Annotated in this window: 18 protein-coding genes, 1 tRNA gene and 1 pseudogene; 6 read left to right on the top strand and 14 right to left on the bottom strand. The window is 51.3% G+C overall.

What is annotated here, in order from left to right; all coding sequences use genetic code 11:
- Together QVP94_RS01305 and QVP94_RS01300 are read right to left on the bottom strand one after the other, a co-directional pair.
- A pseudogene (locus QVP94_RS01305) lies at window positions 1-214 on the bottom strand (3-oxoacyl-ACP synthase III family protein); the annotation flags it as partial.
- 16 nt (window positions 215-230) lie between these two features.
- On the bottom strand, window positions 231-824 hold the full coding sequence (locus QVP94_RS01300; protein WP_005855975.1) for a TetR/AcrR family transcriptional regulator: 594 nt from the start codon (window positions 822-824) through the stop codon (window positions 231-233).
- Between the two features lie 150 nt (window positions 825-974).
- Here QVP94_RS01300 and QVP94_RS01295 point away from each other — a divergent pair.
- Window positions 975-1,046: transfer RNA gene (locus tag QVP94_RS01295), tRNA-Met, on the top strand.
- A 195-nt stretch (window positions 1,047-1,241) separates the two neighbouring features.
- Here the strand turns inward: QVP94_RS01295 and QVP94_RS01290 are convergent.
- The 11 genes from QVP94_RS01290 to QVP94_RS01240 form a co-directional block, all read right to left on the bottom strand.
- Window positions 1,242-3,101: a serine hydrolase domain-containing protein gene (locus tag QVP94_RS01290; protein ID WP_022191793.1), complete on the bottom strand. Its 1,860-nt coding sequence runs from the start codon at window positions 3,099-3,101 to the stop codon at window positions 1,242-1,244.
- A gap of 27 nt (window positions 3,102-3,128) precedes the next feature.
- Complete coding sequence (locus QVP94_RS01285) at window positions 3,129-3,542, bottom strand: PaaI family thioesterase (protein ID WP_005855973.1); 414 nt, start codon at window positions 3,540-3,542, stop codon at window positions 3,129-3,131.
- Between the two features lie 10 nt (window positions 3,543-3,552).
- Window positions 3,553-4,119: a xanthine phosphoribosyltransferase gene (xpt, locus tag QVP94_RS01280; RefSeq protein ID WP_005855972.1), complete on the bottom strand. Its 567-nt coding sequence runs from the start codon at window positions 4,117-4,119 to the stop codon at window positions 3,553-3,555.
- Window positions 4,120-4,125: 6 nt separating this feature from the next.
- A complete protein-coding gene (locus tag QVP94_RS01275; protein ID WP_005855970.1) occupies window positions 4,126-5,451 on the bottom strand; it encodes a nucleobase:cation symporter-2 family protein in 1,326 nt (441 codons plus the stop codon).
- Between the two features lie 8 nt (window positions 5,452-5,459).
- Window positions 5,460-7,346, bottom strand: coding sequence for an endonuclease/exonuclease/phosphatase family protein (locus QVP94_RS01270; protein WP_022191792.1), 1,887 nt, complete (start codon window positions 7,344-7,346; stop codon window positions 5,460-5,462).
- A gap of 14 nt (window positions 7,347-7,360) precedes the next feature.
- Window positions 7,361-8,383 (bottom strand): threonine aldolase family protein, encoded by a 1,023-nt coding sequence (locus tag QVP94_RS01265; RefSeq protein ID WP_005855967.1) that lies wholly within the window; start codon window positions 8,381-8,383, stop codon window positions 7,361-7,363.
- Window positions 8,384-8,558: 175 nt separating this feature from the next.
- The gene (locus QVP94_RS01260; protein ID WP_005855965.1) at window positions 8,559-8,768 is read right to left on the bottom strand and encodes a DUF6722 family protein; all 210 of its coding nucleotides are present in this window, start codon (window positions 8,766-8,768) and stop codon (window positions 8,559-8,561) included.
- Between the two features lie 55 nt (window positions 8,769-8,823).
- Entirely contained in the window at window positions 8,824-10,506 is a 1,683-nt protein-coding gene (locus QVP94_RS01255) for a hypothetical protein (RefSeq protein ID WP_022191791.1), read from the bottom strand.
- 10 nt (window positions 10,507-10,516) lie between these two features.
- Window positions 10,517-11,677, bottom strand: a complete 1,161-nt coding sequence (locus tag QVP94_RS01250; protein ID WP_008780321.1) for a DUF4249 domain-containing protein — start codon at window positions 11,675-11,677, stop codon at window positions 10,517-10,519.
- 12 nt (window positions 11,678-11,689) lie between these two features.
- Window positions 11,690-14,443, bottom strand: coding sequence for a TonB-dependent receptor (locus tag QVP94_RS01245; RefSeq protein ID WP_022191790.1), 2,754 nt, complete (start codon window positions 14,441-14,443; stop codon window positions 11,690-11,692).
- Window positions 14,440-15,132 carry a hypothetical protein gene (locus tag QVP94_RS01240; RefSeq protein ID WP_022191789.1) on the bottom strand — a complete coding sequence of 231 codons (693 nt, stop codon included), beginning with the start codon at window positions 15,130-15,132 and terminating at the stop codon, window positions 14,440-14,442. The genes QVP94_RS01245 and QVP94_RS01240 overlap by 4 nt, the downstream gene beginning before the upstream one ends.
- 163 nt (window positions 15,133-15,295) lie before the next feature.
- Between QVP94_RS01240 and QVP94_RS01235 the strand changes: the two genes are divergently transcribed.
- Entirely contained in the window at window positions 15,296-15,640 is a 345-nt protein-coding gene (locus QVP94_RS01235; protein ID WP_005855952.1) for a hypothetical protein, read from the top strand.
- A 119-nt stretch (window positions 15,641-15,759) separates the two neighbouring features.
- Window positions 15,760-17,916 carry a virulence-associated E family protein gene (locus tag QVP94_RS01230; RefSeq protein ID WP_022191788.1) on the top strand — a complete coding sequence of 719 codons (2,157 nt, stop codon included), beginning with the start codon at window positions 15,760-15,762 and terminating at the stop codon, window positions 17,914-17,916.
- Between the two features lie 301 nt (window positions 17,917-18,217).
- Here QVP94_RS01230 and QVP94_RS01225 read toward each other — a convergent pair whose 3' ends face one another.
- A complete protein-coding gene (locus QVP94_RS01225) occupies window positions 18,218-18,439 on the bottom strand; it encodes a DUF4248 domain-containing protein (protein ID WP_005868065.1) in 222 nt (73 codons plus the stop codon).
- 141 nt (window positions 18,440-18,580) lie between these two features.
- Here QVP94_RS01225 and QVP94_RS01220 point away from each other — a divergent pair, with 141 nt between their 5' ends.
- From QVP94_RS01220 to QVP94_RS01210, 3 genes are all read left to right on the top strand, one after another.
- Complete coding sequence (locus tag QVP94_RS01220) at window positions 18,581-19,039, top strand: HU family DNA-binding protein (RefSeq protein WP_022191787.1); 459 nt, start codon at window positions 18,581-18,583, stop codon at window positions 19,037-19,039.
- A gap of 142 nt (window positions 19,040-19,181) precedes the next feature.
- A complete protein-coding gene (locus QVP94_RS01215) occupies window positions 19,182-19,721 on the top strand; it encodes an FHA domain-containing protein (protein WP_008780297.1) in 540 nt (179 codons plus the stop codon).
- Between the two features lie 339 nt (window positions 19,722-20,060).
- Complete coding sequence (locus QVP94_RS01210; protein ID WP_008780298.1) at window positions 20,061-21,260, top strand: MFS transporter; 1,200 nt, start codon at window positions 20,061-20,063, stop codon at window positions 21,258-21,260.
- Window positions 21,261-21,319 lie beyond the last annotated feature (59 nt).

Below are 21,319 nucleotides of genomic sequence, written 5' to 3'. Positions count from 1 at the left end.
CGACTGCCGTGATATCGTAAGGCGATTTGGGAGGAGCGTCCTTCACGGCCTCAAGGCTCATGGTATTGATATTCTCTTCCTCTTTCGCTTTCGAGCGGGTATGAATGCCCGTCCGTTGCTCAATCCACTCACTCGTCAACCCGTTTAATTCAAGAAAATGTTGGTTATCTACCCGTTCTTCAGGCACATAAAACCCTGTCGCATTAATAAACATCCTTAGTGTCTTTGATTTACTTAATCTTTATTCCGTTGAATATTAAATTCATAACATTGTCTCTACGTTTAATCCGCTGGCTGATATTATCACCCATGATCCCCCGGATATAGGGCACCTCCAGCCCTTTCAAGGCATGATGGAGCACGAGGGCGGTAATGTCCGTGTCCGGCATGCTGAATATACCCTCCTTCACGCCATCGTCCAATATTCCCTTTATGATCTCCACTTCCCGAAGGTCGAAGCTCTTGCGTACCTTCTCTACCCGCCATATATCACGGAAGAAGGTAGCCCGCAACGTACCGTTCCGAAACACCAACGCCTTTACAGCGTCCAAGCGGCTATAGATAAACGTCAGCAGCTTCTCGTCCGCCGGCAGATCCTTGCTGGCCACGTCCACCAGCATCTTATGAAGCTGGTCCAGCTCCGACTCCACTACCGCCAAATAGATCTCGTTCTTGCTTTTAAAGTACGTATAAAGCGTACGTCTCCCCTTACGAGATGCCTGTGCAATATCGTTCATCGTCGTGTTATCAACCCCCATGCGGGCAAACAATTGTCTGGCCACATCCACCAACATGTCACGTGTTTTAGAAACTGTCATCGGCATTGTATTGCACATTTTGATTAAAACTGTGCGCAAAGTACTTAAAAAAGATCGTATCTACCAAGTATATTAAAAAAAACTTGCAATAAATTTGTTTTGTAAGAAAATATCCCTACCTTTGCACTCGCAATCAAGAAATGATAGCAACTATATCGCGGAGTGGAGCAGTGGTAGCTCGTTGGGCTCATAACCCAAAGGTCGTAAGTTCGAGTCTTGCCTCCGCAACTAAGAAAAGCCTTCCGGTCTGTGACCAGAAGGCTTTTCTTTTTTCGTAACCCAATGGTTTACGGGGTGGGAATCATTGAGTTTTTCCCGTAATCCATTGACTTACGTACCGTAAACCATTCGCTTAAGCCCAACAAGTCATAGGCTTACGTCCGGGGGCTCTTATTGGTTTCCCGGACGTAGGTCCTACAGTTCCTATCTCAAGGCAGGCAAGATATATTTCCATATCAAGTTGATCTCGGCCTGCATATCGCCGATATTCGCGGTCATGGCGATTACCGCATCTTGCTCGGGCAATATAATAATGTATTGTCCATTGGCTCCATCGGCACGAACGGCGTTATGGCGGCAACGCCACATCTGGTAACCGTAGCCTTGCAACCAGTCGCTATCTTTCGGCTTCATCTTCAAGTTCTCCGGTCTCATACCGGCGGGCAAAGAGGCTATCTTGGAGGTGGTGGCTTCCTCTATCCAGCTTTCGGGAAGCAATTGCTTATCGTTCCATTTTCCCTTTTGCAGGAAAAACTGACCCATTTTCGCTAGATCCTCGGTCTTGAGATACAAACCCCAACCGCCGCAATTGATGCCTTGGGGACTCTCTTCCCAAGTAGCGCCGACGATACCCAGCGGACGGAACAGGCGTGGATAGAGATAATTGATCACCTTCTCCCCCGTCACCTTCTGGATGATAGCGGAAAGCATATACGTGCCGAGGCTGTTGTATACGAAATAGGTTCCCGGTTTATGTACCAACGGCGCCGAGAGGAAGAGCTTTGCCCAATCGGCCTTCTCGTTCCCCTTCTGCCGTACTAAAGCGGTGGGATCGACATCATGGCCGGAGGACATGGTCAATAGGTGACGTATCTCCAGCTCTTTCAAGTAAGGGCTTACCTCGGCCGGTAATTGGTCGGGGAAGAAGGAGATCACCTTGTCCGTGACCTTCAATTTACCCTCCGCGACGGCAAAACCGATAGCCGTAGCCGTAAAGGTCTTGCTAACGGAGTTCAAGACGTGCGGCGTATGGCGGTCGCCCTCACCCAGCCATTGCTCCTTTACGACCTTTCCATGCTGGAGGATCATGATACTATGCAAGTCTTGATCCGCCTTTTTCACCGCCCGCAGATAATTGCCGAACGCCTTATCCAAGGCTTTCGAGGCTTCCGCACGAGGGAGTTCCTTGGTCAGGTCGTTATAACTGATCAGGTCTATGTTCTTATCCTTCAAGGCTTGCTTCACCCTCGGGCTGGTAAAAAGATCGGTCACGCCTTGACGGTCCATCGCCACGTTCTCGTAGCCGATATGCCCGACGGTTTTCATCTCCTCGTTATCCAAGGCCGGGTGATCCAAGAACATATAGCGTTTGCCGGGTTCCAACTTATCCAGCATCTGGATGAAACTGGCCTCCTTCTCGGCCGGGGTCTTGGAGGCTCCATCATACCCGGAATAGGTGAAATCGTATTCCTGCATCGCCTCTACCCGATCCACGACCGGCAGATGATATTCCTCGGACAAGCGGCGCATCAGCTTCACCACCTCCGGATCGAAACCGGTCGATCCCATATGGCCGGAGATATGGCTGATCTGGGGAATGTTCTTCAAGGCCATCTCTATCTGGGCCCGAGCCTCCTGCTCGATCTCGGCCAAGCTCCATGTATTCTCCAGAATGGCCAGACCCGGGTAGGCGGAATTCGGAGACATCATCGGCAAGAAATAGCCATTGCTATCGGTCAAGCTGGGACAATGCGTCAGCGGACGCCATTTCACGTTATCCCATTCGCTGGTAAACGTCAGGTGAAGCCCGACATCTATCCCCGGGTTCTCCCTCAACAGCCGGGCGGCCTCGGGGAACCACGAGGTGACAACCATAACCTCTATACAGGTCTCCACCCCATTCTTATACCCTTCCATACACGCTATATTGGCGGAACGGAACGACCCCATGTCATCCGCACGGATGATCAGGCGGGGATTCGTGGCAGGCTGGCTGAATGCCGGCCACGTAGCGGCGAACAACAGGCAGCCGCAAAGGATTCTTTTTACATTTGAAGTCTTCATGATATTGATAAATAAGTAACATCTTTTCTATACTTGGGGATGGACCACACAGAAGGTGCCGGAAGATTTGCTCACCAACTTATCGTCGCAATAAATCTCGCACTCACAAAAATGTATATTCCGTCCCGCCTTGATCACGGTACCCTTGGCGATCAGCTCATTGCCCCAAGCGGCCCGTAAGAAAGACATTTTCAATTCTGCCGTCAGCACGTCTTTCTCCAGCGGAGTCATCGTATAGGCGGCGAAACCGGCGATCGTATCCGCCAAAGCAGCCAAGACACCCCCATGCGTCACGCCGCTATATTGTCTCTGCTCGTCATGCAAGGGCATATGCGCCTCCACACGACCTTCCTCGATAACCGTGAAGTCGATCCCCAGAAAATTCACATAAGGATTCGTCTTCGCACGGTTAATCAACTTTTCTTTTATTCTCTCATCCATATCTTTTCCTTTAACGAACCGTTATCTTACAATCATCCAGATTATCGATAATGGCGAGGCTCTCCACACGTATGCCCTTTTCACGTAGCAGGTTCCCGCCATCTTGAAACGCCTTCTCTATAATAAAACCCATACCCTCGATCACGGCTCCCGATTGCTCCGCCAACTCGACCATTCCCATGGCGGCGTTTCCGTAAGCCAAGAAATCATCGATAAACAGGATATGATCCTCCGGAGTCAGGAAATTATTGCTGATACATACCGTATAGTCACGATCCTTCGTGAAGGAATGGACCACGGTAGAGAGCATGTTCTCCATCGTCTTCGGTTTCTTCTTCTTTACGAAGACCACCGGCAGTTGCATGATATAACCCACCATAATGGCCGGGGCGATACCGCTCGCCTCGATGGTCACGATCTTGTTAATCTTACGATCTTGAAAGCGACGGATAAATTCCTCGGCGATCTTATACATCAACATCGGGTCCATTTGATGGTTGATAAAACTATCCACTTTAAGGATACCGCCGGGATAACAGCGGCCGTCTTGCAAGATGCGTTGCTTCAATAATTCCATAATTTGTTATTCTGTTTGATCTTCTTTTACACGTATAAATAAATTTGCCAGAATGGCCGTCAAGCCACCCGTCGTTATGCCGGATGAGAAAATGCCACGGATCACTTGAGGAGCGGCCCCTAAAATATCCGGCATCAGCTCCACCCCCAACCCCAAGGACAAACTAACCGCCAACACCAACGTAGCCTTCCGGTTGATATCTTGGGCGGCGATAATACGGATACCTGCCGCCGCCACCGTACCGAACATCAGCAGGGTAGCCCCTCCCAGCACCGGATCGGGCATCAAGGAGAAAATAACGCCGACAACCGGGAATAAACCCAACAGGATCAGCATACCCGCTATATAATACCCTACGTACCGGCTGGCGACTCCCGTCAGCTGGATAATCCCGTTATTCTGGGCGAAGATAGAATTCGGGAAAGAGTTGAAAATTCCGGAGATAAATGAGTTCACCCCATCCGCCAGCACCCCGCCGGAGACTCGCTTCAGGTACCCTTCTCCCTCGATCGATTTTCCCGATATCATCGAGTTGGCGGTAATATCCCCCGTAGCCTCGATCGCCGTGATCAGATAGATCAATGCGATCGCCACGAATGAAGAGATATTAAAATCCAATCCATATTTGAAGGGAACCGGGATATTAAACCCTCTCAGGTTTTGCGAGGAGACAGCCTCCATATCCACCATCCCCATGGCGAAAGCGATCGCGTAACCGATACACAACCCCAGTACGATGGAACTCATCCGCAAGTACTTGTTCTTACAACGATTGAAGAACAAGACACTCAACAAGACGCACACAGCTACCCCAATATTACGCAAACTACCGAACGTACCGTTATCCATAGCCGTATACCCCCCGCCGCAAGCGACCACTCCTACCTTGATCAAGCTCAAGCCGATGAGCAACACCACGATACCCGATACCAAGGGAGTAATCACCGAGCGCAGATACTTAAAAGTACGGCTCACGATCATCTCTACCGGAGAGGCGGCGATACAAACGCCGAAAATAAGGGGAAGCCCTCCCGCCAGGCCAGCCGTGATAATCGGGCCGATAAACGAGAAGCTAGTTCCTTGGATACATAGCAGCCCCGCCCCGACCGGTCCTAATTTACGACATTGAACGAATGTGGATACCCCGGAGGCGAACAGAGCCATGGAAACCAAGAAACCGGTCGTCTCCAGATCCAGTTTCAGCGCCCCGGCGATAATCAAGGGAGGTGTTATGATCGCCACGAAAATAGCCAGTAGATGCTGGATGGCGGCAAAAAGCGTCTCTTTCAAAGGCGGACGGTCATCGATCCCGTAAATCAAATCCGTATCCATACTGTCTCTTATAATTTCAAGTCTAATAAGGTCTCTCCTCTTGCGTTCAACACCCGTACACTCATCTCGTTTCCTTTCTTCCGCAATACCATCACCGTAGCCGAATCGAGCTTATACCCCCCGCCTACGATCACCGGGAAGTTGTTTCCCAACGAGCCTTTCGGGTGGAAGGCGTATTGATGCGTATGGGCGGATATATTCACGTTGAAAGGGGCTTTCGCCAACAGGCTTCCCCAAAGCTCCGGACAAGGCTCATAGGCATCCCCGTTTCCGTAGATAGGGATATGGTTCAATAAAACCCGCTTCGAGGCTTGCTTAAACTCCTTGCCGCTCAATTCTTTCGAGAGGAAACTCACTTGATCTTTCCGGAGACCGGTGAAATCGTTCAGGCCATAATACACCCATGTGCTATCCGGTTTATCCTCGCCGCAATCCAGCATGACGAAACGGGTATCTCCCCAGCTGAACGCCCCATATGTCTTATCGCCCACATAGTCAAACAAGGCACGCAGGCCGATCGAATAAGCGTTTCGGATCTCGTGGTTGCCTCTTAGGAAGAAAGCGGAGACATGACTGGCGCCCACCTTCCCGCATAAATAAGCCAAATGATACAAAGCTTCTTTCTCATTGGCGGGATCGTCTATACAATCCCCGTTAAATACCACGAAATCATAAGGGATATCACGCACTTGCCCGTATAAGGCGTCTAGGGTCGGGATCTGCTTATGCAGGTCGTTAAAGATCAAGGCCGTGAAATCCTTTTGGGATGCGGAAGGGACCTTGAAAGTGTAGAACGGGGATACCGCCGTCTCGCCAAACTCTTTCTTATAGGCTTGGTAAAGCATGATTTCCTGCGAGCATACCCGGTAGTAATAGGTTTGCCCCGGTCGTAGGTCCGTCAGCCGAATCTTATTATGCAAGCCGTTGCATATCACTTGACCGTCCACGATGGTGCGAGCCTTTTTCAGGTTCAGCGTGTCCGTACCGTATTCTACCCAACTATACGTAGGGACATGGGTCTGCCACATCACCGTTATGCCGCCCTCCGTAGGATTTTGGAGATAGGGCGCCGCATAAAAGATCTCTTCCGGCTTGGCCTTCAGGCGAACCTCCGTTACGACCGGGCGATGATCCGATGCCACCGCCTCTTCGGGAACCCATGCGGACAAACGGGTAAAGGGCTGTCCATTCTTTACATAACCCGCTATATAGTCCAAACAGCTATCCGGCGTGAAAGCCGGGAATGTAGCCTGTTTAGGATTGCTCAACAGTAGAAAATCCTTGCTGATTTCCGTGATAAAGGGGGAATGCGCCGTAGCGTTCCAATCCCCGGCGATAAACAGGGGCTTATGCGCGAAAGCGGCTTCCCGCCGAAGGATCGGCAAGGAAAGCATCCGGTCTTCCGGCGTCAAGGAAAGGTGCGTGCAGCAGAAGATATATCTCTCAAACTCGACCCATAGCAAGACCCGTTCCTCCTCCCGTCCGGGAAGGGCGATATAGCGGTAGCTCACCGGCTTCTCCTTGCTCAGCATACCTACTCCGTATTTACCGCCATCAAAGTCGATGGCCGGGGCGTAGGTAGGGAACATCAGGGTGCGTTCTCCCAGTGTCCGGAGCACGTCGATCCCGCCGCTTCTTCCGGTCACGCTATCTACCTCCTGTACGGCGACTACATCGGGGGCTACCTTACGTATAGCCTCCGCTATACGCTCGAGGTCCGTCACCTCATCCATGCCCCTTCCGTTGCGGATATTATAGCTCATGATACGCAACGTATTCCGCTCGGCATCGCCGCTTTGCTGTGCCAATGCCTTATTTATGGGCAAGCATCCGATCAGGACGATCGCCCAAATAAACCATTTCCTCATAGGATTCGATCTAATGTTTATATTCATTTTATATCTATACCTTAACCGAATATCTCTTTCAATGACTGCTCGAACTCAGCGATATCCTCGCCGGAAGTATCCCAAGAGGTAACGAGACGGGCCTCGTTGATCTCCTCGTTCCACATATAGAAGAAATATTTATCTTGCAACTTCCTCAACGCCTCGGCAGGGATCGTGAAGAAAAGCTGGTTGGACTCGATCTTCTGCGTAAAATGAATTTCCGGGTATTGTCGTAGCACGTCCGCTAGCTTGGCGGCGCTGATATTCGCTTTCATAGCGTTCTCCAACCAGAGGTTATTTTCCAGATAAGGGATGAACTGGGCGGAGAGATAACGTAGCTTCGAGGCTAGCTGGGCGGATTGCTTCCGGTAAAATCGCAGGTTCTCCGTGATCTCCGGGCGGAACGAGACCACGGCCTCTCCCATCATCATACCGTTTTTCGTGCCTCCGAAGCTCAAGATATCCACGCCTGCGTCTATGGTCACTTGGCGCATCGTGCAATTCAGGTAAGCGCAGGCGTTCGCCAAGCGGGCTCCGTCCATATGCAGATACATATCGTACGAATGTAAGAGATCGGCGATCGCTCTCACTTCCTCTATCGTATAGATCGTACCTAATTCCGATACTTGGGAGATATAAACGGCCTTGGGTTGCGAATGGTGGCAAACCCCGAAGTTCTTCAGATGGGGACGGATCAATTCCGGTGTCAGCTTACCGTCCGTCGTAGGAATCGTGACGATGGCGCAACCGGTCATCCGTGCGGGAGCACCACATTCGTCTACGTTGATATGGGCGGTCTCGGCGCACAGGATGCTATTAAACGGACGGGTTACGGCTTGCAGGGCCACGGAGTTCGCCCCCGTCCCGTTAAACACGAAAAAAGGAGAAGCATCCTTGCCGAACACTTCTTGTATCTTACTCGTAGCGGCCTCTGTCCAAGGATCATCACCATATCCAACCGCATGATTATCATTTGCCTTGATGATCGCATCCATTACCCGGGGATGCACGCCGGAATTGTTGTCACTAGCGAAACTTCTCATCTTTAAATCTGATTTTTCGCCAAAAGTACGGATTTAAGATGAGAATGAGGATATCCAAGTAACTATTTATCGCTATCCATTATGTTATTCTTATTTGTATGCGTATATGAATATATCAGATAAACGACACAAGGAATAACCACTATACTACAAAAGAATAAATAAGGTCCCATAACTATTTCCTCCTTTTTTTACTGTTTTCAGCCCTTTCTCCTTCCTTAAAATAGCGGGTACCCGCCCAAAAAGTAATTATAGCAACAATTGCCGCATTTATATAAATAATCCAACTCTGCTGTTGATAATTACTGATGAATGTGCTAATGATTCCGCCAGTCACTACATACTTAGCGATATCCATCAACCATTTTCCGATTTCTTTTTTCATAGTAAGATATTTTGTTTGTCAAGGCAAAGATAAATAGAATAATCCATATCGCACGCTATTTTACCTGAAATTGTTCCGTCGCGTAGAGGGCCTCGCCGGTTTGGGTCAGGCCCTCGATGGTGATGGTGAAATCACCGGTCAGGTCGGAGGTGGTAAAGGGGATGGATATAGAGGACTCGCCGTTTGTCCGGATATCGGGTCGCCAAAGTAAGGTATGGCGGAAATCCGGAACGGGAGATCGCTTCTCGGCCTCTGTCCGGTAAGCGGGCATATAGAAGATGCGCTGGGCTTGCGTGCCCTCATAATCAAAGAACTGGGTGGAGTTATCGACTACCAGACCCGGGTAATTATGCTCATAAGAGGAGAAGGAGGCGATACCGTCGAATATCTGCCCTCCGAATACGTACTTACCTTTATACACATCGATCTTCCGGATTTTTAGGGGATCGTACTTAAAAATGATCTCGTGATCGGTGATAGGGATACCATCCAATAAAACCAATGAGTTACCGATCGTATACCCGATCCGCTCCTCGGTCAGGACCGCCAACCGGCGAACCCCATCCATCTTACGGAAGCGGAGGCCGGGGATAAACTCGATCACGACTTCCTCCATCGTCGTGAAACGGGTGTACTCATCCAAAAGATAACTCCAATCCGGTTGCCACTGGAACCAAGGCTTCTCCGCTTTTTCCCGAACCAAGGAATCAGACCGGTAAGCATGCAACACCTGTAGCCCCACGCTCCGCTTCACCAACTCATCTTGCCAAGCGGGATTCAATCTCAAGGCAGGAAGCTCCTTCTCCGGATGCGTAGCGTAAGGAGATTCGATGTCCACCCGGTAGCGAGAGGAGGAAGGGGATAAAGCCACCGTCACGATCTCGTGCGTCCCAGATATATGTTTCGTAAAGAAAGTCACCTCCCCGGCAGCGCCCAGTTGCCCCCCGAAAAGGCGGATCTCCCCCCCGGAAAAGCCCAATAAAGGCCTCACCGCCTCTTTAGACGAAGGTTCGCCCGTGGACAGATCGATCACTTTCCCCGTCAGGATCGGCCCCTCGTATTCCGCCAAGAATTTATGATCGGCAGGCGATGACCCCGTAGTAGGCATGCTTTGTTTCCAATCAACGATACCGCTCCGGGCGGAAGGTTTATACAAGTCGATCCCGGCGATAGAGACCGATAGAGTCTGTAGATCCGGGGGCAGGCCGTTTATCCGGATCTCCCCCCCTGAACGGGTATCATAGGTCATACGGTCCGGTGATACGGAAACTGGGCCCTCTCGCCTCGTAAAAGAGTAAGCGGGCAATAAAGTATCCGTCAGCAGGGTCTCGTTCGTCACGAAGGTGTTCACCACCGTCAGCGGCTTCTCAAAGAAGACCTCCTCCCCCTCGTTCCGCATATAACGGGTATAGGCCACCAGCCGATAGTTTCCGGTCGGCAAGGTAGACGGCAATTGCAGGCAACCATTCCCTACCCCCTTCTCCAGCACGAGTCGGGCTTGCACGACCGCCGAGGCGCTATCCAGAAGCTCCACATATCCCACCTTGCTCACGTCGGACAACCGTTGGTCCAAATCCGTGGCAATGAATTTCATCCATACAAGCTCGCCCGACAGATAAAATTGCTTATCCGTTTGCAGATAAACCCGCTCTCGCAATTCCCCTGCGAGAACCGTTTGCCCCGCCCATAAGAGGCAGAGGAGCGACAAGATCCATTGTTTTATCATAGACTTCTCCATAGCAACTAAATTATAAATGACTGGTAGGCCACCAAGAGGGCTTCTGTTTCGAACCAAAACGGCCGCAATCCATACAACGTTTCAGCGCATACGTATTACTCGCCGCATTCATCGGATTATAGGAAACATATCCGTAATCCGGATTATTATCATATTCCGATCCCTGTACGATCGTGCTTGCGCAGCCCGTAACCTCGGCCTCATATACCTTCTCTATCTCCGGAAAGAAACGCTTGAGGCGAGTCACTGTCGCTACTTCCACGAAACCGATCACCGGAACCTCCGGGTCCGTCACGCAGCGGATATTCCCTTTCATCTCGGAAGGAATAGGGGCAAACAAGCTACCAGACTCCTCTATGTTCTTCTGCAAATTAAAATAGTAGTCGTAAGCCTCCCGGTGCAACGCATATTGTTCCACCTCCGCATGATACAACATCGAGAAACGGCGATCGCTGGGATGATACGAGGCGATACTTTTGTTAGCGATCACGTTCTGCGTCAGCCTATCGGAACTGCCTAGGGAGATCACCTTCGAGCTGTCCTTCCCCCAGCAATAATACCAATTATTCGATGTAAGTAAATCATATATTACGACCGTATTACCCATTTTCTCGGCAGCCATGAAGATCTCCGCCTTCACCTCCCAATTCTCCTTATACATCCAGCGGAAATAAGAGGATCGATCCGGGGCATTATGCGTAGACACACAGAGACGGACCTCCTCTCCCGGCCCCTTCTTCAGCAAGGAGAGAGAGTCGATCGGAGGCGTTATCTCCGGTCCCAGATAGTCCGACTCATACTCCAGCCCATCCAGCGAGATATGTAGCCGGTACCGGCTACCCGGGTCCAGCTCTCCCATATCCACCTTATACTCTCCCTTCCCGGAAGAATTAGCGCAAGTGAAAACAGCTCCATCCTCACGCTCCACCACCACCTTGGCGTTATTCACGAACTCATCCTCCGTGAAATCGTCGGTCAGGCCCACGCTTCTCCGGAGCTTTATCGTAGTCTCGCCATTCGTGATGATACCATCCACGACCAACAAATCCCGTACCTGCTCCAAACCCTTCGGCTCGTAATCCGTGACACAGGCGGACAATAACAACAGCAAAGCCCCCAGCCACCAATGAAAGCCTTTTATAGAATCTTTTATCTTCGCTTCTTTCCTCATCTCAACTCCCCCCTAAAATTTAATATTATAAGAGACAAACGGGATAGGCACCCCGAATATCGCCATCTTATATCCCTTTAATTTCCCGTTCTCCGATATATAATACACCGAGTAGGCGTTCTTTCGCCCCGTCAGGTTATAGACTCCGAAAGAGATCGTGCTATGCGTGAGCAACGTCAGGTGGTGGCTCGGCTCGATGTTGAACGAGGCGTCCATCCGGAAAAAGTCCGGGATACGGTATTGATTACGGTCCGAATAGTAGACAAACTCCCCGCCCCCGTAATGATATTTGGAGACCGGCAAGGTGATCGGCCGTCCCGTGCTATAGTCGCAATTCAGCGAGAAGCTGAAACGATGCGTGAACTTATAGTTACCCACGAACTTCAAGTCGTGCGGCTTATCGAAATCGGCGGCGTACCAATCCCCATTGTTCACGGGATTCACGATCATCGGATCGTTCTGCCGCAGTTGCGTGCGAGAGTAGGTATAGCTTACCCAGCCGTTCAACTTCCCTTGCGTTTTCTTCACCATCAGCTCCACGCCATAGGCACGCCCCTCGGTCCTCAGCACGTCCGTCTCGATGTGGTGGTTCATCAGCAGCTCGGCGCCGTTCCGGTAATCTAGGTAATCCTTCATCGTCTTGTAATATCCCTCCAAGGAGACCTCGATCGTATTGTTCAAGAAATTCCGGTATAGCCCGGCGGCCACTTGCATACCCGTCTGCGGCTTGATGTTAGCGTCGCTCAACTTCCACGTATCCGTGGGCGACATGATCGTCGTATTGGATAGCTTATGGATATTCTGGCGCATCGTATTAAAGCCGGCCTTCACGGAGAAGTCCTCGGTAAAGGCATAACGGGCGGACACCCGGAACTCCGGCCCGTGGTAAGTCTTGAACGCCCCGGTCTTATCCACCGTACCCGTCACGGTAGCCAAGGAAGGCAGTTGGTCGTCGGCATAGAGATTATAGGTACGGGGCCCCAATACGTTAAACATGGAATAACGGACCCCCACGTTCAAGGAGAGTTGGGAGGTGATATCCCAACGATCGCCCACATAGATAGCGGACTCCACCGCTTTCTCCTTCTCCATCCGGTCCTCCTTCACCAACGACTCCCCTCCATAGGGAAGGTATTTCCCCGGCTCCAAGTCGTAAAACAGCGAGCTGGCACCGAAATCCAGCGTATGCTTATCGCTTAGGTAATGCGTGAAGTCCATCTTCCCGTACATCTGGTCGATACGGAAAGCGAGGGAATAAGCGTTCACCGGGTTATCCGTATTACGGGTATTGTAGCCATAATGGTCGTAGCCAGCGGTGAGGACTCCCGTGAAACGATCCGAGAAGATATGCCTCCATTTCACCGAGGCGTTGGCGTTCTCGTAGGCATACCGCTCATCCACGTTAAAGCGGAAACGGTCGTGGCTGTAGTAGCCATTCAGATAGAGGTTGTTCCGCTCGTCGAACTTATGGTTAATCGTGGCGTTCAGGTCGTAAAAACCGGCGTTGCCATCCTTATAGCCGCTCTTCTCGGGGAGTTTCTTCAAGATCCAGTCCGAGTAAGTGGTACGTCCGCCCACGATAAAGGAGGTCTTCTCGGAGAAGAGAGGCCCCTCCAAGGTAAGGCGGCTGGTTAGCAAGCCGATGCTCGCCGATCCCTTGAACTCCTTTTTGTTACCCTCCCGGCTGTTGATGTCGAGTACCGAGGAGATACGTCCGCCATACTTGGCGGGGATGCTGCTCTTGTACAGCTCCATGTCCTTCACCACGTCGGGGTTGAAGACGGAGAAGAAGCCGAACAGGTGGGTCGGGTTATAGACCGTGCCGTCGTTGAAGAGAATCAAGTTCTGGTCCGTCGCCCCGCCCCTCACGTTAAAGCCGCTAGAGGCCTCGCCCACCGCCTTCACGCCGGGGAGCGACATGACTACCTTCATGATATCCACCTCCCCGAACGCCATCGGGATATTCTTTATATCCTTCACCTTCAGGCGTTCCACGCCCATCGTCGTATTCCGCACGTTGGCGATCTTCTCGGAGGAGATCGTGACCTCCTTCAAGGTGTAGACCTGTTCCTCCAGCTCTATATCCAGCTTGCCGTCGGAATGGAGCATGATCTGCCGCCGGGTGTCCTTCATGCCCATGCCTTGTATGTACAGCTCGTGTCGTCCGGGAGGGAGGCGCAGCGTATAATAGCCGTAAGCGTCGGTAGTAGCCCCGATCATCGGGTCCTTCACGAATACGGCCACGCCCACCATCGGCTCACCGGTCTTGAAATCGCTGATATTACCGGTCACCGTGACCCGGTCCGCCGCCTTGCCCGAGGCGTCGCCAATCTCGTAGACCTTGTTCTCGGAGGTAGCCTTCTGCTGCTTCCGGCCCGCCATCAGGGAGATACCGGAGCCTTCCTCGTCGCCATCGCCCTCTCTCCGCTTCTCCCGCAGGAAGAAGTTCTCGGGCAGGGAGGTCATCAAGGTGTTATCTCTCAATACAAAGAAGGCACCGCCATACGAGGATACTTGGAAGGGAGTCCCCTCCAACGCACGCCGCAACGCCACCAAGGGCTCTTCCTTCTCACTGTGTACGCTAACGACCATGGAGTCCGTCTCCAAGGGTTGCCGATAGACAGGCTGGCCGGTCTGCCGCTCGATAGCGTCGAACACGACATTCAAGGTTACTTGCCGGAAATCCAGATCGACCGTCCGCTGCGCCCTCACCGTCCAGCCGGACAGCAGGCACATTACCATACCGATATATAGGCTCTTTCTCATGGGATCTCGTTTAACTGTTCATACTGTCTCACCACGGCTACGATGGCTTCCTCGGGAGCGTGCTTGAAATCCAGCTTTCGCCGCTTGATATACCGGGCCAGCTCTTTTTTCTTGGACTTGAGGACCTTCAACACGGAGCCTTTGCTCCTCACGGTATAGTAAACACCCTCCTTCCGGATATAATATTTTACGGACTGATCGAAGGATTCATCGACCTGCATATCTTTTATCGTCTTAGATAATATACAAGACCATTTCCCCAGCACGGTACACTTCCCTTCATGCAACCGTAGGTAATAGCCTTCCGGCAGGTTACCCGACCGCTCGTCCGGATACCTGTAGAAGATATCGTACCCATGAAACTCAGCGTAGTCTACCCGATCGCTCGGCAAGACGATATTATAGCGATTGTCCGGAGAGAGCAGTAATAACTCATTCTTGTACAGGTCTAAGCGCATTTTCACGCCCTTGTAGAGAATGCCTTCGAAGCTAAGATTCCCGGGTACGTATTTCTCGCTCTTCAAATAGGGGTGATTTCTTATCGAAGTGGGATATTTTAATTGCTCCTTCCCATGGTAGATCACGGATTGGCCGGCGGCGGAAGAGACATAGTCATCCACCGCATCTTGTGCCCTAGCCGTAACAATAGCCAACGCACATACGCATAAAAACCCCAGAAGCTTTCTCATAAGATCCAGATTTAAAGTTTCATGCCAAATGTAAGCATATATATCCGACAAACCAACAACTTCCGAGGAATTATCACGCGGATAATGTACCTTTGCGATGTTTTTAACTTTAACAATTAATCATATATGAAAAAAAATCAGTTTCCGGGAAGCGGAAACAAGCGTGAGAAAGCTGCTGGATAGTCTGGAAAATGCCCAAAAGGCATGGGTGGACTTGAAAAAAGACGCAAAGGGGGCGCATAAGTTGTTTAAAGACTACCAGCCGGAGGAGGATCTGGTTAAACGGGAGAAGATCATCTACACGGGCTCCGTGAAAGACTTCGTGCGGCTGACGCTGCCCATCCTCGATGACCAACGTTTCCGGGTGAACGGGCAGACGAACCGGGAAGCCATGATACGGGCGCTGGACGAGGTGTTCGAGATACACCCCAACGGCTGCCCGGAGCCAAGGAGCTTCCGGAGCATCCTCTCGACGGCGCAGGAGGAATACGGGAAAGCGCATGAATAACAAGCTTCCCGTTTTTCACAACAAAAGTTAAAACTTGGGAGGCGTCCCAAAGCGCCTCCCTACCTTAGCGGCATCAAGCCAGAGACACTGGCTCTTTTTTTATCACTTAAAAATATAGTATGATAAACACGTCATTATTCGCCCTTTTCGGACGATACAAGGGAGACGCCTCGCTAGCGGGCGTACTGGAAAACATCCAAAGAGGAACGTACAAGCAGTTCATCGACGAGACGCGGGAGGCGCTAGCGTCGGGCGATAAGGAACTGGCCGCCAAACTAAAGAAAAAACTGCCCGCTTTCACCCCACAGGCCACCTACTCCGGGAAACGCCTCGACCCTCACATCACCCGCTATAACCAATTGGTGATACTCGACATCGACCACGTAGGGGAACGGGAGCTGGAGCGTATCACCCCGCTCGCCACGGAAGCTCCCTACACCGTGGCGTATTTCCGCAGTCCCAGCGGCGACGGGGCGAAACTCATCGCCTACGCCGCCACGGACGAGACCGCCACGCCGGGTAATCACCGGAGGGTCTACGAGGCCATGAGCCGTTGGTACGCCGCCCGGCTCGGCGTGGAGCTGGATACCTCGGGCAGCGACATCGGGCGGCTTTGCTTCGTATCGGACGATCCCGCCCTATACCTCTCGCCTGCCTACCGCCCTTGGCTGGAGGGTACCGGCGAGCTACCGGAGGGCCTCGCCCCGCTACCCCTTACTTGGAAGGAGGAGGTTAGCGAGACGGCTCCCGGGGCGAAGGAAAGGAAGGTGGCCTCGCCACTGGAGAAGGCACGCCGGACCGCCGAGCGGAAAGGCCTCTACGCCGAGGGCAACCGCAATAACTTCATCTTCGTCATGGCCGCACGGGCGAACCGGCTGGGCGTGAAGCGGGCCGAGATGGAGGCTTACGCCGCTACCGCCTTCGCCGACTTGCCGGCGGAGGAACGCCTCGCCGCCATCGAGAGCGCCTACAGCCACGTGGAGGAGCACGCCGCCGAGACGAGCGCCGCCACCTCCCGGAAAAAGGGCGGGGGCCCGCTGGACGTGGTCGCCGTGGAGGCCTATATATCCGAGCGTTTCCTCACCCGCAAGAACGGCGTGAGGGGGTACGTAGAGGTGGCCACGAAGAAAAAGCGGAACGGTCAAAAGCCGGTCTTCAAGCCGGTGACCGACTACTGGGTGAACTCGCTCTGGCGGAGTCTCCTGAAGGACGGCCACTACTGCTCGCATAACGACATCCGGGCCATACTGATGTCGGACTTCAGCGAGACGTTCCACCCTTTCCGCACGTATTTCGAGGGGCTGGCCCCATGGGACGGGGTGACGGACTGGATCGGGCAGCTGGCCGATACCGTGGACACCACCCGGCCCGCCTTCTGGCGGGGTTGCCTCAAGCGCTGGCTTATCGCGCAAGTGGCCGGCTCCATGGAGCTAGGCGTGGAAAACCATACCATCCTGCTGCTGGCCGGCGGGCAGGGGCTGGGCAAGACCTCGTGGCTGCGGAACCTCGTGCCGCCCGAGTTGCGGGACTATCTTTTCACGGGCAATGTCAATCCGTATAGCAAGGGTTTCCCGCAGATGATGGTGGACTGCCTCTTGATCGTCATCGACGAGATGTCCGGCCAGAGCTACGCCGATCTGAACCGCCTCAAGGCGCTCACCTCCACAGGGGTCATCTACCTGCGCCGCCCGTACGGACACTATGCCGAGACGCAGATACGCCACGCCTCCTTCGCCGCCACGGTGAACGACTTGCAATCGCTGCCGGACGATAACGAGTCTCGCCGCTTCCTCTGCTTCGAGGCCACACGGATCGATTACCAGTCGCCCGTGCGACACGCCGACATCTACGCCCAAGCCCTCGCCCTCTTCCGCCGGGGCGAGAAATACTGGTTCTCCGGCGAAGACATCCGAAAGATCAACGAGAACAACGAGACCTTCCGCCAGCGAAGCCCCGAGGAGGAATTGTTCTTCACCTATTTCCGCAAACCGGAGCGTTTCGACACGCCACAGTATCTTACGGCGAGCGATATTATGACGAAACTAAGTGTATTTACACGTATCACGCCGACACGTTCCAATATAGTTACGTTGAGCAAGGTGCTGAAAAAACACGGTTTTAAGCTCACGAAAACTAGAGGAAAACTACTGTTTGAGGTCGCCGAGATCACCTCGGAACAGGTAAAAGCCAATTTTTTGCGCCCTAGGCAAGAGGAAGAGGATAGAGCCCAAAAGGAGAATGATATCTTTAAGGGTCAAGAAGATAAGCCGGAATAAAAACTGACTTTCTAAAATGAGCAGGGCGCAAAAGGCGCAAAAAACAGTGTCTGGAAAAACATTTTACAAAAAAATAAATATATATCACACTATAGCAGTGTGATGAAAAAATATATTTACAAGAAAAGTTTTATATAGGCACGTAAAGATGCGCCTTTTGCGCCCTAACCCCGGCACCGATATTCGTCGGGATTAAGAAACATGACCGGAAAACCAATGAGATACGGTCGCTAAGTCAATGGAATCCGTCTTGCGTTCCATTGACTTAGCGCCCCTATTCCACCCGGATACCATCCGGCTCTCACGGCTCGCCGAGCGACTCGATGATGGCCCGCACCATGGCGGGCGAATAGACCCGCTCGCCCTCGTGATAACCCAGCGAGAGGAGGCGACCGGGCAGGCCGGGATAGATCGTTATCCAATGTTGCAGCTTGCGGTGGGCCGAGCGGGGATGCAGGTCGGGCAGGTAGACCTCGGCCAGCTCCATCCGCCCGTACGCTCGTATCTTGAATGTCGTTTCCATATCCTAAAGATAGTGAATCTCCGGCATATATCCATCATTTCCCGGAGAAATAATTCACCCGAAATCACCCTAAGTCACCCAAAGCGACAAAGCCCTCACGCCCTGCCGTATCTTTGTATCAACATTAAAAAACAACACATTATGATCCGCTACAAGAAGTATCAAAACAAGAACGAGAAGAACGTGACAACCTTCAACAAGTGGTACGCCCGTGCCGTATGCGAGGAGACGGTAGACATCGCCGCCTTGGCCGAGCACATGTCCACCCACAACACCCCCTTCTCCACCGGCGCCATCCACGGCATGCTGAAGGACATGGTGAATTGTATCAAGGAGCTGCTGATGGACGGCAAGAACGTGAAGATAGACGACCTCGGCATCTTCAGCGTGGGCATCCGCTCGAAGGGGGCCGTCACGCCGGAGGATTTCTCCACGCAAGGCAATATCACCGGCGTACGCCTCCGTGCCCGTGCCACGGGCAACCTCTCCAGCGCCTCGCTCAAGCTGACGGCCAAGCTCCGTGAGTACACCGAGTACTCGAACGGAGAGGTGACCCCGGGAGGTGGCGGGGGCGATTCCGAGAGCCCGGACGAGATTTAGGTTAACAATTGAGATTGGCTGTCCGTGATGGATAGCCTTTTTTGTTTCAAAAAATCATAACCATGAGATTTTAGGAGTGTAGCTGAAGGTTTTTTCGTAAATTTGCGCTCCGTTTGTAATACTAGATCCTGTATTTAAGTGTATGAAAAGAGTTTTCTGTCCAAAATGTGATAATCAGTTGTCTTTTGATGAGACCAAATATCCGGAAGGGAAGGTATTAGCCTTCGTCTGTCCGCAGTGTGGAGCGCAATTTAAGATTAAATTGGGCCGAAAGGTGGTGAAGACGGCTACCGGTGAGGAAAAAGAGGTGAAGGAACCGGATTTCTCTTGTGGTTATATTACCATTATCGAGAATGGTTTTGCTTTTAAGCAAGATCTACCATTAGTGATGGGAGATAATGTGATTGGTCGCCGTAATAAGGATACGGAAGGTGTAGATGTCCCTATTATCACGAGCGATCCAAGTATGGGGCGTAAGCATTGTGTGATTAATGTAAAGAAAGACGCTAATGGCAAGTTCGTTTATATGGTGCGTGACTTTCCTAGCTTGACCGGGACTTTTGTGAAAAATGTATTGGTTGGTAAAAAAGAACAAGTACGTATCGGGGAAGGTACGATCGTAACGATTGGCGCTACTACTTTTATCTTACATTCGGCGAACGAGGGAGAAGAAGAGGAATAAATATAAAAAACTTCAGAGGCTGTTCCCGTTAATGATCTCGATCTTTAACTTCGGGTCGGAATGATGGCAGATAAGGGATTTTGGCGTTTGTTTTGGGAGTGAGTTATAAGATATATGCTCATTCCGGGATACAGCTCTGAAGTATCACTGAGAAAACAAGGCTCATAGGTATTAAGATTAAGCCGATTAACATAAAGAAATGAAAAGAACCGAAAGAATAGTTGTATTAACTATAGTTAAAATAGGCTCTTAGGGTTTGTTTTTCTAGAAATTAGCTAACTTTTTGTGCGGTTTTTGAAATGTTAATGAGCACGAGGTGAAATAGAAATATAGATAGTTATGGAGCAGGTTTCTAAACAACAGCCGGTAAATAAAACAGCATTCCGGGTATTGGTGGCGTTAAGCGTTACGCATTGTTTGAATGATTCGTTGCAATCCGTTATCTCGGCGGTTTATCCACTTTTCAAGGATGATTTAGCGTTGAGCTTCGCCCAAATCGGGTTGATTACGCTTGTTTATCAATTATCCGCTTCTGTTTTCCAGCCTATAACCGGTTTGATTTTTGATAAGCGTCCCGTGGCTTGGTCGTTACCTATTGGTATGAGTTTTACGTTGGTCGGCTTGTTGAATCTCGCTTTTTCCTCTACGCTCCATTGGGTCTTGATCTCCGTATTCTTGATAGGTATCGGGTCTTCGGTTTTGCATCCGGAAGCGTCCCGGATCACCTCGCTAGCGTCGGGAGGGCGTAGGGGATTGGCGCAATCGCTTTTTCAAGTGGGTGGTAATTTGGGCGGATCGTTAGGTCCGCTACTGGTTGCTCTATTGGTGGCGCCTTATGGACGGACTCATATCGCTTTGTTTTCTATACTAGCATTCGTCGCTATTTTGGTGATGATTCCTATCTGCCGTTGGTATAAGGCGTATTTGAGTCGGGTGAAATGGCAGAAGAAGTCGGGTGAGACGCATGTGGAGATGCCTCTTTCTTTGGGAAAAACAGTCTTTTCGATCTCGATATTGCTGACCTTGATTTTCTCTAAATATATCTATATGGCTAGTTTGAATAGCTACTATACCTTTTACTTGATCCATAAATTCGGGGTGAGTGTACAGACTTCGCAGATCTGTTTGTTCGTCTTCCTGATCGCTACGGCCATAGGAACCTTAGCGGGTGGTCCTATCGGTGATAAGATAGGACGGAAATATGTGATTTGGGGATCGATTCTAGGGGCAGCCCCATTTAGCTTGTTGATGCCGCATGTGGGATTCGTTTGGACGATCGTGCTTAGTTTTTGCGTGGGTTTGGTCTTATCATCGGCGTTCCCGGCTATTTTGTTGTATGCGCAAGAGTTGCTTCCTTATAAATTAGGTCTTATCTCGGGACTTTTCTTTGGATTTGCTTTCGGTGTGGCGGGTATAGCCTCGGCCGTATTAGGAAATATGGCGGATCATTATGGAATAGAGGCTGTCTACAACGTATGTGGCTTCATGCCTCTTTTAGGACTGGTTACTTGGTTCCTTCCCAACTTGAAAAAGAAGTAAAAACAATCCTCCCTTTTTCGCTGTTATTACTCCAACTGAACGTCAATTACTAAATGAGT

The organism is Parabacteroides sp. CAG:2 (assembly GCF_000436315.1).
Lineage (GTDB): Bacteria > Bacteroidota > Bacteroidia > Bacteroidales > Tannerellaceae > Parabacteroides > Parabacteroides distasonis.
Note: the sequence above shows the minus strand (reverse complement) of the source record. Positions and strands in the feature narration are given on the sequence as shown.

What these genes read in the sequence shown, in the direction of transcription:
- QVP94_RS01265 (WP_005855967.1), bottom strand. Translation starts at nt 8,383, where the DNA reads ATGAGAAGTTTCGCTAGTGACAACAATTCCGGCGTGCATCCCCGGGTA.
- QVP94_RS01230 (WP_022191788.1), top strand. Translation starts at nt 15,760, where the DNA reads ATGATAAACACGTCATTATTCGCCCTTTTCGGACGATACAAGGGAGAC.
- QVP94_RS01210 (WP_008780298.1), top strand. Translation starts at nt 20,061, where the DNA reads ATGGAGCAGGTTTCTAAACAACAGCCGGTAAATAAAACAGCATTCCGG.
- QVP94_RS01215 (WP_008780297.1), top strand. Translation starts at nt 19,182, where the DNA reads ATGAAAAGAGTTTTCTGTCCAAAATGTGATAATCAGTTGTCTTTTGAT.
- QVP94_RS01285 (WP_005855973.1), bottom strand. Translation starts at nt 3,542, where the DNA reads ATGGATGAGAGAATAAAAGAAAAGTTGATTAACCGTGCGAAGACGAAT.
- xpt (WP_005855972.1), bottom strand. Translation starts at nt 4,119, where the DNA reads ATGGAATTATTGAAGCAACGCATCTTGCAAGACGGCCGCTGTTATCCC.
- QVP94_RS01220 (WP_022191787.1), top strand. Translation starts at nt 18,581, where the DNA reads ATGATCCGCTACAAGAAGTATCAAAACAAGAACGAGAAGAACGTGACA.
- QVP94_RS01255 (WP_022191791.1), bottom strand. Translation starts at nt 10,506, where the DNA reads ATGGAGAAGTCTATGATAAAACAATGGATCTTGTCGCTCCTCTGCCTC.
- QVP94_RS01270 (WP_022191792.1), bottom strand. Translation starts at nt 7,346, where the DNA reads ATGAATATAAACATTAGATCGAATCCTATGAGGAAATGGTTTATTTGG.
- QVP94_RS01275 (WP_005855970.1), bottom strand. Translation starts at nt 5,451, where the DNA reads ATGGATACGGATTTGATTTACGGGATCGATGACCGTCCGCCTTTGAAA.
- QVP94_RS01290 (WP_022191793.1), bottom strand. Translation starts at nt 3,101, where the DNA reads ATGAAGACTTCAAATGTAAAAAGAATCCTTTGCGGCTGCCTGTTGTTC.
- QVP94_RS01300 (WP_005855975.1), bottom strand. Translation starts at nt 824, where the DNA reads ATGCCGATGACAGTTTCTAAAACACGTGACATGTTGGTGGATGTGGCC.
- QVP94_RS01250 (WP_008780321.1), bottom strand. Translation starts at nt 11,677, where the DNA reads ATGAGGAAAGAAGCGAAGATAAAAGATTCTATAAAAGGCTTTCATTGG.
- QVP94_RS01260 (WP_005855965.1), bottom strand. Translation starts at nt 8,768, where the DNA reads ATGAAAAAAGAAATCGGAAAATGGTTGATGGATATCGCTAAGTATGTA.
- QVP94_RS01240 (WP_022191789.1), bottom strand. Translation starts at nt 15,132, where the DNA reads ATGAGAAAGCTTCTGGGGTTTTTATGCGTATGTGCGTTGGCTATTGTT.
- QVP94_RS01245 (WP_022191790.1), bottom strand. Translation starts at nt 14,443, where the DNA reads ATGAGAAAGAGCCTATATATCGGTATGGTAATGTGCCTGCTGTCCGGC.
- QVP94_RS01225 (WP_005868065.1), bottom strand. Translation starts at nt 18,439, where the DNA reads ATGGAAACGACATTCAAGATACGAGCGTACGGGCGGATGGAGCTGGCC.